General features: G+C 40.3%; 10 protein-coding genes. 3 read left to right on the forward strand and 7 right to left on the reverse strand.

All coding sequences use genetic code 11. The annotated features are described in order from the left end of the window. Positions 1-298: 298 nt before the first annotated feature. From ACOSV2_RS08920 to ACOSV2_RS08940, 5 genes are all read right to left on the reverse strand, one after another. Positions 299-2,494, reverse strand: coding sequence for a peptidoglycan D,D-transpeptidase FtsI family protein (locus ACOSV2_RS08920; protein WP_428975089.1), 2,196 nt, complete (start codon positions 2,492-2,494; stop codon positions 299-301). A gap of 111 nt (positions 2,495-2,605) precedes the next feature. Further along, a complete protein-coding gene (locus ACOSV2_RS08925; protein WP_428974805.1) occupies positions 2,606-3,820 on the reverse strand; it encodes an MFS transporter in 1,215 nt (404 codons plus the stop codon). Between the two features lie 105 nt (positions 3,821-3,925). Next, positions 3,926-4,534 carry a superoxide dismutase gene (locus ACOSV2_RS08930; RefSeq protein ID WP_044339644.1) on the reverse strand — a complete coding sequence of 203 codons (609 nt, stop codon included), beginning with the start codon at positions 4,532-4,534 and terminating at the stop codon, positions 3,926-3,928. 174 nt (positions 4,535-4,708) lie between these two features. Continuing rightward, positions 4,709-5,188: a DUF456 domain-containing protein gene (locus ACOSV2_RS08935; RefSeq protein WP_428974806.1), complete on the reverse strand. Its 480-nt coding sequence runs from the start codon at positions 5,186-5,188 to the stop codon at positions 4,709-4,711. Positions 5,189-5,260: 72 nt separating this feature from the next. Then, entirely contained in the window at positions 5,261-6,889 is a 1,629-nt protein-coding gene (locus ACOSV2_RS08940; protein WP_428974807.1) for a Na/Pi cotransporter family protein, read from the reverse strand. A gap of 244 nt (positions 6,890-7,133) precedes the next feature. Here ACOSV2_RS08940 and ACOSV2_RS08945 point away from each other — a divergent pair, with 244 nt between their 5' ends. Next, positions 7,134-7,907: a DUF1189 domain-containing protein gene (locus tag ACOSV2_RS08945; RefSeq protein WP_428974808.1), complete on the forward strand. Its 774-nt coding sequence runs from the start codon at positions 7,134-7,136 to the stop codon at positions 7,905-7,907. Between the two features lie 75 nt (positions 7,908-7,982). Here ACOSV2_RS08945 and ACOSV2_RS08950 read toward each other — a convergent pair whose 3' ends face one another. Then, positions 7,983-9,710 (reverse strand): methyl-accepting chemotaxis protein, encoded by a 1,728-nt coding sequence (locus ACOSV2_RS08950; protein WP_428974809.1) that lies wholly within the window; start codon positions 9,708-9,710, stop codon positions 7,983-7,985. A gap of 80 nt (positions 9,711-9,790) precedes the next feature. After that, entirely contained in the window at positions 9,791-10,978 is a 1,188-nt protein-coding gene (locus ACOSV2_RS08955) for an MFS transporter (protein ID WP_428974810.1), read from the reverse strand. Between the two features lie 56 nt (positions 10,979-11,034). Between ACOSV2_RS08955 and ACOSV2_RS08960 the strand changes: the two genes are divergently transcribed. Both ACOSV2_RS08960 and ispG read left to right on the forward strand, forming a co-directional pair. Then, on the forward strand, positions 11,035-11,397 hold the full coding sequence (locus ACOSV2_RS08960; protein WP_428974811.1) for a hypothetical protein: 363 nt from the start codon (positions 11,035-11,037) through the stop codon (positions 11,395-11,397). 123 nt (positions 11,398-11,520) lie between these two features. Further along, complete coding sequence (ispG, locus tag ACOSV2_RS08965) at positions 11,521-12,624, forward strand: flavodoxin-dependent (E)-4-hydroxy-3-methylbut-2-enyl-diphosphate synthase (protein WP_324748471.1); 1,104 nt, start codon at positions 11,521-11,523, stop codon at positions 12,622-12,624. The last annotated feature ends 71 nt before the right edge of the window (positions 12,625-12,695 follow it).

A 12,695-nucleotide genomic window follows, 5' to 3' on the forward strand; every position in this document is an offset into this window, starting at 1 on the left:
GAGTGTTAATGAGGTTTTAACCGTTTGTAAAGGTTTTGTAAATTCGACATTTTTCTTCATCTTCAGACCCTTCACTGTACTTGAAGAACCTCATCAAATCCTTATTAAACATAGTATTAGACATACATTTGCAAATTATGTAGTTCGCTTAATAAAACATCAAATATTTATAAGATTTAACCCGGATTCCCGCTTTCATTCTAATAATGTTCTTTTGATCTTGAGTAAAAAGACTTAACACCATAAGAAAAAAGCTGATTTCCAGAAATTCATTTCGTGGAAATCAGCTAAAGTCTGCTTAGTTATTCTGTTCTCTTTCTTCTTGCATTTGTTCTTCTGCCTCTTCAGCGTTTTCTACTTTCTTGTTAACTGAAGTAGGGTCCTTCACTTCTTCTGCACGTTTCTTCTTCAACTCAAAGTACTTATCCATCACTCGTTTAGAGATGTATTTATTCACGTAAGGATCGGCTACTCCGCTTGCTTGGATATGAGAAGCGGGAACCATTGTGGCATAAGCCACTTCAGGGTTATCAAATGGGGCGTATCCGATAAGAGTCGTGTTGTAGTTCAGCTCTCCATCCACATACGTCTCAGCGGTACCCGATTTACCTGCCGCATTATATGGTGCATCCTTAAATTGATCATACGCCGTACCATCCGGATAGTGGTACACACGATAGAAACCTTTTTGGACGTGCTCGATTTGAGCTTGTGTAGCTCCAATGCGATTCAGCACATTCGTCTCTTTTTCAAACAGAATAGGTCCCAGGCTTTCCAGATCATTGGTTGGCTCTCTTATTTCTTTCATGATGTGTGGTTCCACCCGATAACCATCATTAGCAATCGTAGAGATATACTGAGCTAATTGCATCGTTGTATACGTATCAAACTGTCCAATCGCTAAATCAAGTAAGAAACCTGGAGTGGTGTCTGTTCCTGTCAGTCCGGAAGACTCACCAGGCAGATCGATTCCTGTTGGCACACCTAATCCAAATTGAGCATAATGATTTCGGAGAACGTCAAATGCCTGTGGATTATTAATCATGGTTTCGTTCGGAATATATTCTCTTCCGGCAATTCTAAACGCAATTTTCCACATATAGGAGTTCGAAGATTTCTCAAGGGCGAACAAATCGGACATCGGAATTCTTCCCGATCGATTGAACCATGAGCTTTTTTGTGGGTCATTACCAATTTTAATCGGTTCATCGACAAGCACTTCACCTGGAGTCAAGTTCCCTGTCATGTAGCCAGTTAAAACAGTGGCACCCTTAACCACCGATCCAACTTCATAAGAAGATGTAAAGGTTCCTAACGCAGCGTCCCTCATCTCGTACTTGCCAGTTTCAGTGTTCTTCACATACTGTTTTCCGGCCATAGCTAATATTTCCCCTGTATTAGGATCCATCATGACCACGTAAGCACGATCCAGGTTAGGAGACTCACCGCGATTCACAATCTGTTTTCGTAATTCTTCTTCTATTATCTTTTCGACTTCACGCTGAAGCTCCATATCGATTGTCAGAACAATATCTTTTCCCCGTTGACCTTCTTGAACGAGTACAGATTCCAACACGCTACCGCCTTTGGTGACGTTTTTGATTTGTTCCTTTTGACCTTGAAGGACATCTTCATATTCTAATTCAACGTAACTCTTCCCTACACGATCATTCCGGTTGTAGTCTTTCGCTAAATAAGAATCTACCAGGTTCTTCGGCAAACCTTCCCTTGAAGAAGAAACGTTCCCGAGAATCGTCCTCAACGTATCATCAAATACGTAGGATCGCTTCCAGTCTGTAGTGGTATTGATGCCGGGAAGCTCACTGAGATGTTCACTGATGACGGCGAATTCTTCCGGGGTGACCCCTTCATTTTTCACAATTTGCGGATTTAATGCATATCCGCTGGAGAACTCACGATAAATCGCAATGATTTCTAAATCTTTTTCAGTCAATGACGCTAACTCATCTTTTGTGATCCGATCCAGTCTCATTTGGTACACTTTCGCGTTCACATCGTCTTCAGAGAAATCTTCATTGTTCTGAAGCTTTTTTATTTCCTTTTCTGACACCTTTTTGTCTGCTTGTTCTTTATTATTTAATAACCAATAATCTTTCTTGTCTCTTTCAGTCACTTCTTTTGTATCTTTTTCAATGTACTCAGAAAGCTTGGAAGCAACCTCCATCATCTCTTCGATCTTGGTGTTGTTTGCACGTGTATACGTAATCGCATTCAGCGGAACATTATCCACGATCACATTGCCATAACGGTCATACATTTTCCCCCGTGGCACACCTGTATTGACGACAACATCCTCTGTTCTTTCTACTTCCTTCTTGTAGCTTTCTCCGTTCACTATTTGAACGAGTCCCAGTCTAAGAACCAGAAGAGAAAATAATAAGAACACGGCAAAAAACAGCAGATTCATCCGAACGGGAACATGCGTCTTTCTTTTTCTCTTATTTCTTTTCAATCTTTCCAACCCTTCCTCTATGTAAAAATATCTTTATATCGTTACCATCCCTTCTTATTTTATAGAAAAGTACAAGGATAATCTAGACATAAGCAAAGAGAGGAAATCTTTCCCTCTCTTTGCTTTAATATCCTATATGGGCAAGTCCACTTTTCTCACGAAGAAATAAATGAGGGTATGACCCGCTCCAAGCATTAGTAAGAGGATGGGGATACTCTCTTCGTGATTGAAGAATGTGACGGCAATTATAAAAGCTGTGACTGATACAATCCTTCCCAGATTCAAGAAAATCTCCCTCACGACAATATACTCAATTCTCATTTCAGCGGCGTTCCAGCCCGTTCCGATTACATCATATGTCATGGAAATATAGGGTACCAGGAGTACCGGGTACGCAATGGCAATCACCCCGGCATAGAGCAATAACTTCGTGTAAGTGACATCAAACACAATCAAGAATATTGCCAGGTAGAGAAGGATTCCACCTAATAAAATGGCCTTTTTCCGAAACTTTTTTTTAATCACGCGCGATGCAATGTAATAGCCAACGAATGCGATCCCTGAGTTAATGAGACCGAATGTACCAATGGCAAACTCACTTCCCGTGCTGATGAACACAAACACAGAAATAATGAAGATAAACGTTCCTTCCCTCAATCCCTGGAAGAAGTGGGCGTTCGTAATGTGCCGCCAATTATCATTGTTTTTCCTTTCTTCCAGAATTCTGAGGAATAGATATCTTCCGGAGGCAGGTCGCCTTTTAAGAAAGAAGCTCATAATAACGGCAATAGCAAATAGCAGGAGAGATAGACCGAACACAATGGTATATCCTTTAAATGAAGTAAACCTGGAAATGATGAAACCTGCGAGGATCGGTCCGATCATTCCTCCAGCTGACGTTAGCGTACCGAGGAAACCATTGAAGAAATCTCTCGTTTCAGGTTCCGTGATTTCAAAGGTCAGCACATTAAACGCTAACCAGTAGAAGCCATAGCCGATCCCGAGCAACGCCCCCAATACAACCAGAAAATCTTCCGCCGACTCCCCGAACGCCAATACAGATATGTAAAATAGAGCCAAAAAAATAACCCCGAAGCGTAACACGATCACCCGGTCTACTTTCTTTGCCAATCTTCCAGCTAATATAAACGTTATTGGCTGAAAGATGACCACTGTTAAATTATAGATACCTAGGTCAATGAATTCACCTGACTGCTTCCACAAGTAGATGTTTACAAATGTGTTTGAGAGCGCAATACTCAATGAATATAATCCACCGATCAACAGCAGAAGAGTAAGATCTTTCGTTAAATCAATATCGCCTAATAACTTTTTATATCTACTCATTTGAAAAACTCCCCTTTAACGTACCCCTATCTTTTGAAAAAGGGAGGAAAGTTATACAAAAAAAAGAGAGGTTCTTTAAAGAACCTCTCTCCTCTACGAGTAAAATTATTTAGCAGCTGAATAACGCTTCGCTACTTCATCCCAGTTTACAACGTTCCAGAACGCACCGATGTAATCAGGGCGACGGTTTTGATAATTCAGGTAGTAAGCATGCTCCCAAACATCAAGACCTAAAACTGGAGTTTTGCCTTCCATTAGAGGGCTATCCTGGTTTGGTGTGCTTGTTACTTCTAATTCACCGTTGTTAACTACTAGCCAAGCCCAACCTGAGCCAAAGCGGGTAGCAGCAGCGTTAGCGAACTCTTCTTTGAATGAATCAAAGCTTCCGAACTTGGAAGAAATAGCATCTGCCAACTCTCCAGATGGAGCGCCTCCACCATTCGGGGATAATACCGTCCAGAATAGAGAGTGGTTAGCATGGCCGCCACCATTGTTGCGTACTGCAGTACGAGCACCTTCAGGAACAGCGTCTAAGTTAGAAACAAGATCTTCAATGGATTTGCTTAGTAAATCATCGTGACCTTGAAGTGCATCATTTACTTTCGTAACATATGCGTTATGGTGTTTCGTGTGATGAATGTTCATTGTGTCCTTGTCGATATGAGGCTCTAAAGCATCATATGCATAAGGTAATTGCGGTAATTCGTAAGCCATTATAAATTCCTCCCTATGTATAGTTTCCTGAACAATGAATTCAGGCCGTTTCAGTATAAGATTACCAAAACTACTATATCTGTTCAAATATTTTGCCTTCTAATCTTTACTTTTTTCTTACAAGAATAAATTCCCCTATATTTTCATCTCTAGTCATAAGAATGGATTCGCCCCTCAAATAACAAAAAAGAAATAGACAGCCATGACAATCTGGATGATTCCTTTCGTCACGACACTGGAGATGAATCCAACGACGGATCCAACACCTACTTTTACGGCGGTCTTTAGATTGGGTCTATGCACGACCCATTCACCGATGATCGCGCCTAAAAACGGGCCAATCAGAATCCCGATGACAGGAATGACAAATGGCCCGACAAGCAAACCGATCGTACTTCCCCATATCCCCGCTTTTGTACCACCAAATTTCTTTACCCCTATGAGGTTCGCCATGTAATCAGCACCGAAGAGAAGAATCACAAACAGAACCTGCACAGTCCAGAATAACCAGCTAAAGGGTTCGAAGCTGAAAAACACGCCGTATAAAATAAAGCTTCCAATCAGAAAGACGACACTCGGCAAGATCGGATAGATTAATCCCACAAAAGCTAAAATCATTAATATGATGATAATACCCCAATAAAAAATTTCCATCTTTTAACACCTCTCATTCAGTATAAAAAAAACTGACCCATTTGACAAATATCAAATGAGTCAGCACTTGTCTTACTCTACTTCTAAAACCGCTTCGGCAATATTGACGGCATGATCACCGATACGTTCTAGGTTACTGACGATATCGACAAACACGATACCTGCTTGTCCCGAACATTTTCCTTCGTTCATACGCAGAATATGCTGTTTGCGAAGCTTTCTTTCCATTTTATCGATCTGATCTTCTTTTTCCGCTACTTCCCTTGCGATATCAGTATCGTTCAAGTCTAAAGATTTCAAGGCTTTTTCCACTGTTTCAATAGTTAGACTAAACATTACTTCAAGGTCGTTCATTGCATCATCTGTAATCTTAACCTTGTTGGCTTGTTGGTATTCAATCAGTTCAACGATATTCTCAAAGTGATCTCCTACGCGTTCGATGTCGCGTACGGTATCCATCAATATAGAGTGTCTTTCAGATTCGTTTTCAGATAAAGAAGCTGAAGATAAATCTACCAAATAATTTGTGATTTTCTTATCAAGATTGTTAATGGCTCCTTCAATTTGATAAGCTGCTTCAGCATTCTTAGAGCTCTTTGACTTTAAGAATTCATTGGTTTCTTCTAATCCCTTAACTGCGAATTTACCCATGCGAAGGACTTCTTCCTTAGCTTGTCCTAAAGCGATAGAAGGTGATTGTTCAATAAACATTGGATCTAAATGTTTAGAGTTATAATCAACAAGTGAATCCTGCCCAGGGATCAATTTCGTTACAATCACTGCTAATAGAGCGATGAAAGGGAACTGGATAATCGTATTCGTTATATTAAATGAGCCGTGAGCAAAAGCGATTGTCATCGGTTCATTCAGGTTAAATGAAGATTGTAAAAACAGAACAAACTTAGTGAAAAATGGCAATATGATTAAAAAGATTGTTGAGCCAATCAGATTAAAGAGCACATGGACTGCTGCAGCCCGTCTTGCAGCAACTGAAGCACCTAAAGCTGCCAGAACTGCCGTAATGGTCGTTCCAATATTATCCCCAAATAAAATAGGAAGTGCTGCCTGGATGTCCACTAAATCTGAGCTGTAAAGCTCTTGTAAAATACCGATTGTAGCAGATGAACTTTGAACAATCACAGTGAATAATGTACCGATAACAACTCCAAGAATAGGACTGGTACTCATACTAACTGTTAAATCATGAAAAGCCTCAAGTGAACGAAGTGGTTTCATTCCTCCACCCATTAATTCCAGTCCATAAAATAATGCACCGAAACCAAATATCATCTGACCTAAATTATGCACTTTCTTGTTTTTAAAGAAGAATAACATGACGGTACCAACTGCAATGATAGGTAATGCGTATTCACCGATATCAATTCCGATGATAAACGCTGTTACCGTTGTACCGATATTCGCACCCATGATAACACCGATTGCTTGTCTGAGCGTCATGAAGCCTGCACTTACCAGCCCGACCACGATAACCGTCGTACCACTGCTGGATTGAATCAAAACCGTTACAAAGATACCTGCAAGCACACCCATGAATGGGTTGGTCGTGAACTTATCAAGGATTTCTTTCAAGCGTTCACCGGCAGACTTTTGAAGTCCGTCCCCCATATACTTTATCCCGAAGAGGAAAATCCCTAGTCCTCCAAAGAACTGAAACAACATCTCTTGCCAATTTAATTCCATTTTTTCAACCCCTACTTAAATTTTCGACATTAAACAACAAAAACCCCATATCATTTTTAATATATTATAGAGCAAAGGTAAATACTTTTTACTCCAAATTTACAATAGGTTAATAAAACTCGTCTTTTATTACAATTATGTTACAAAATATAATTATTACAAATCGTTCATATTCTCCATACTTGATGAAGAAGAAAGACAAGCATAAAATAGAAAGGGTATGCACGAAAGGAGAAAATTTTAAATGAATGTATTTCAACAATTGTATAAAAGTATCTATTCCCCAAAAGACATTGCAACATTCCGCTTTCAGGGAATCGGCAAGACGATCCGTTACATATTCTTACTGGCACTAATATCTATTTTACCAGTGGCTTTACAGTTTATATCGTTTGCAACCAGTGCCATCGACAATGTAAGAGAATCAATGGAATCTGAATTTCCACCCTTTACAATCGAAAATGGTTCGTTATCTTCCGATCAAGCAGATCCTATCACACTCGAAAAAGAGGGTATCACCATCATCTTTGACAGTACAGGCGAACTCAAGGAAGAAAAACTTGACGCAAATGATGATACGATAGCCTTTTTGGAAAAGGGTTTTGTAGTCATCAATCAAGGAAATGTTCAATCTTCTTCCTATAGTTTATTTGGAGATACGGCTCTTACAAAGGATGGCTTAATCGAACTATTGGATTCGTTAATAGATATGAAATGGATTCTCCTTCCCGTAGCGTTATTTTTTCTCTACTTATTCACTTCCGGAATGACGTTCTTGAAGATCACCCTCTTCGCCATAATCGGTGTTACGTTTGCCAATGTCCTTAAACGAAATGTTAACTACCGGCAAAGCTTTCGGATGACCGCCTATTCCGCGACGGTTTCCACCTTATTTCTTACCCTAATGGAAATGCTGCAAACCTATATTCCTGCAGCTCCGATATTGGATTGGTTTGTGATCACCGTCATTCTTTACTTAGTCGTGAAAGAGATTCCTCAAAAGAGGATCCGGGCATAATAAGAATCCCTGTCTCACCCGGAGACAGGGATTTACCTTTTACACCATTTTTATAAGGACCATTCGGCTTCCTCCCTATAACTTGAATTGCCTGCTTAGTTCCTTTAGTTGGTTAGAAGCATTCAATAGCTTTTCTCCTACTTCATGGGTATTCCTTACCTTTTCGTACTGCTCTTCAAAGGCAGCAAGCATTTGCTCCGTTCCCGCTAACGTTTCTTGTGACACGGAAGAGAACGCCTCTGTTGATGATTCCACCTTTGGAAGATATATTTCTAAGTAGCCTAAATCCGCCTTCATATTTTGCAGATCCGTGCTGACACCATCTATTTCATTTTTCAACAGATCAAACGATTCTCGTGTCTCAGTAGCTTCTGATACGTAGTACTGAAATTCTTTGAAAAATTGATCGAATTGCCTGGAAGCATTCAAAGTGATTGACTCCATTGTATGAATGGTTTCCCTAATATTCTTCGTAGCATCTGATGATTGATCTGCCAGTTTTTTCACTTCATTGGCGACAACAGCAAATCCACGACCGGATTCACCTGCCCGTGCCGCTTCGATCGTGGCATTGAGGGCAAGCAGTTTCGTTTGTTCAGCAATTTGATTAATCAATGAGATAACAGAGACGATGGAGGATGATTGATCATGGACATCTTGAATGATCTTATTCATATGCTTGAAGTCGCCGGACACCCTGTTCAACCCCACTACCATTTTATCAACCTTATACTCCCCATCCCCCGCGGATTCGTTCATATCCTTTGTTTTCTGAAAGACGGAATTCATTTTCATAAATATGGATTTTACAGTGATATTCATTTCTTGGAAGTGGTTGCCACTTACTTCAGAAGTACCCGCCGTCTGTTCTGCCCCCTCTTTCACCATTCTCACAGTTTCTACCATATACTCATTTTCTTTCAATAGTTCTGATGAAGAGGATTGAAGCTTTATCCCTGTAGAAGATAAACTGTCTGTTGTTTGATGAATATTATGTATTAAGTCTCTCATTTTCAATACCATCGAATCAAAACTTTTTTGAAGGGAAACAATTTCGGGTAGCGTCGTTTCCACAGGGACGTTTGCTGAAAGATCCCCATCTCTTATTTTTTTCATCGACTCTCGCAATTTTGCGATTGGGGAGGTTAACCGATTCACCAATAATAGGACAATGATAAAGGCAATCCCTACGCTTAGACCAATCATAACCATTGTATAGGTAGCCATTGACCGAATGTCCTGCATATATTCTTCCTGAGGAACAACAATTACGTATTCACCTTGCAGCTCCTGAATCGAATGAAATGCTAACGTATAGGCCTCACCCTTGATGGTGGTTTGAATGGTCCCTTTTTCAAGATTTTCAATTTGATCAATAAGTGGTTTCTCAAATTGCAATTCAGAACGTTGACTTACTGAAAAAGGAACTGCTTTCGAATCTTTGATAAAAAAGAATTGTGCCTCTATACTATCTTGGATGAGTGCAGAATCCTGCTTCATAATCACATCGTCCAGTTTTTTTTCAAACTGTTCCTGTTTCCCAACATAAAGGAGCATCAAACTTTGCGCTATATCACTCATCGATGTCACTTCACGGTCCAATCGCTGTTCCATTAAATGGATCGTTGCCTGCTTGGACTTTATATAGGATATCCCCCCAATCGCTGAGCCTGTAATGGCAACCAGGAGTAAAATGACAATCAATAATCGATTCTTTAATGATAACTTGGTAAATGGAACGTTCATTTTCACCTTATTAATCCCCCAAAGCCATTCTCGTTTGAACTTTAGTATTTTCGACAAAATTATACACCCTTCCCTAATCATTCCACATTTCATTTTCTCAAAGGAAGATGAAGGAAATGTAAAGATGGAGTAAAGGTTTATTGAATTTTAGGAAGAAAGACCCCCTTCCTTCGTTTGGCTATAGATAGAAAAAGAATCATGCTTAGTAAAGAAAAAGCAAATGTAATCATATACATTTCCATCACATTCTCTTTCCATAAGCTGTATGCAATAGGTCCGAGTGCAACTCCTCCGAACCTCACAGCACCATAAATACTGACAATAAGTCCCCTTTCATGCTCCGATACACTCCCCGTAATAAAGGTGTTGATGACCGGCAGCGTCAAGCCTAATCCACCAAAGCTTACCGTTATAAAGAACATAAGAGAACCGAGCGATGAAAAAAAGATCAGAAAGCCTAATGGGACCGACATCATTAACAACCCACATTTCATATACGTCCATCCCAGTTCCTCATCGGTCTTTAACCTCCTCCCACACCAGTAAGAGCTAATGGTCATCCCGCCAAGTGGAAAGATAAATGTAAATCCTTTGAAAAAGCCGTCAATATGAAAAGTATTTTCAATATGGTAGGAAAGGAAGAAGAGAATGCCGAATAATAAAAATAAGCCTATCCCTCCAATCGCATAAAGTGGAAATAATAAACGTCCCTTTGAAATAAGGATGGAGTACAGGTTCTTTTTATCAGCCTTGTGATCATCTTCTTTTGTTTCAATCGTTTTTCTGAGGCCAATTAAAATCACCACGCACAATACTGGAAACACCCAAAATGCATGATTCCAATGGACAAGGATAGCCAATGTGGCACCAGTAAGGGGTGCGACGACCTTTCCTATCCCATTAAACACTTCTAACGAGCCTAACATCCTTGATCGCTCCTGTCCCTGAAAGATGTCACCGATCAAGGCCATGGCCAGAGGTGTCGTTCCAGCGGCCCCCACACCTTGTAATCCTCGGCCGATCATGAAGAGTTTAACAGTTTCATTTACTTCTCCGCTCACAACACATAGGACACTTCCCAGAATCATGATCCATAGAGAAACAATGATTAATCGTTTACGACCAAAGCGATCAGACAACATTCCCACAAACGGAATCACCACTGCTGCAGGTATGGTGAATGAGCTTAAGATAAATCCGGACCAGCTGCTATTCAAATGTAGATCCGCTTCAATACTCGGGAGAATGGGAATAAGCATAGAATTTCCCAGTACCATTAGTATGGGCAGTAATCCGATTACCAGTTGGAGAAGCTTATTCGTCATGATTCGTAACCCCTTCATAGTCAGATTCATTCTAAAATACCGGGAGGAAAGTATATATGAAAAGAATGGGTATTTTCTTTGGTATTATCATTCTTCTTTATAGTGTCTATTATGATTTAAATAAGGGAACCTTAAGGCTGCTTTATAAAGAATCCACTGTCGCCACAGTCCAGCCTCAGGTTAATCAGGCATCTCCAACCGCGTCTCAGGAAATTCCTGAGGAAGATCCCTCATCCATACCTTATGTGGAAATGGAGGTCAAGCCCGGTGATACAGTCTTAAGTCTTGTAGAAGACATTCTTGATGGTTCTATACCTGTTCCCATCGAACGTGTGATTACCGATTTCGAAGAATTAAATGATGTGCCGCCCGCAAAGATCCAAATCGGGAAAACCTACAAAATCCCAAATTATCAATAATCCAAGCATTCAAAATACACCTATTTCTTGTCATTTCACACAAAACACTGTTACAATAGCTTCGTATTACTTATAATGAAACTTTGAGAACCTTTCTAAAGGAGCGAATTACACTTGAGTGAAATTATACATCGTTCAAAAACACGTCCGGTCAAAGTCGGAGATTTAACTATTGGCGGTAACAATGAACTTGTTATCCAGAGTATGACCACTACAAAGACACATGATGTTGAAGCAACGGTTAAAGAGATTCACCGTCTCGAAGAAGCAGGTTGTCAGGTTGTCCGTGTAGCTTGTCCAGATGAACGTGCTGCAGACGCGATAGCTGATATTAAGAAACAGATTAATATTCCACTTGTTGTCGATATACATTTTGACTATAAACTAGCCTTAAAAGCCATTGAAGGCGGAGCCGATAAAATTCGGATCAATCCAGGAAATATCGGTCGCCGTGAAAAAGTGGAGGCCGTTGTCAAAGCAGCGAAAGAAAAAGGGATTCCAATTCGAATCGGGGTAAATGCCGGAAGCTTGGAAAGAAAAATCCTTGAAAAGTACGGATACCCAACGGCTGACGGAATGGTAGAAAGTGCCCTTCATCACATCAAGATCCTGGAAGATCTCGATTTTCATGACATAATCGTTTCCATGAAGGCATCTGATGTGAACTTGGCCATTGAAGCATACACGAAAGCGGCTAAAGCATTTGATTACCCTCTTCACCTTGGAATCACTGAATCGGGTACATTGTTTGCAGGAACTGTAAAGAGTGCAGCAGGTCTGGGGGCGATTCTAAGTCTTGGTATTGGTAATACACTGCGTATTTCCTTAAGTGCTGACCCTGTTGAAGAAGTGAAGGTAGCCAGAGAACTATTAAAGTCGTTTGGATTAGCTTCAAATGCTGCTACCTTAATTTCGTGTCCGACATGCGGCCGGATCGAAATCGACTTAATTTCAATAGCGAATGAAGTGGAAGAATACATCTCCACCATTAAAGCACCAATCAAAGTGGCCGTCCTGGGATGTGCAGTAAATGGACCAGGTGAAGCCAGAGAAGCCGATATCGGTATTGCCGGGGCTCGTGGTGAAGGACTATTATTCCGAAAAGGAAAGACTGTCCGGAAAGTTCCTGAAGAGACGATGGTTGAGGAATTAAAGAAAGAAATCGACAAGATTGCAGAAGAATATTTTGCACAGCAAGAAGCAGAAAAGAATGAACAAGAAGTTTAAATGCATGTAAATTAAAGAGGGCTGATCTTGATCAGCCCTCTTTTTTTCATTCTTGAAACGCTCCCAATTTC

The organism is Rossellomorea sp. DUT-2, from assembly GCF_052665285.1.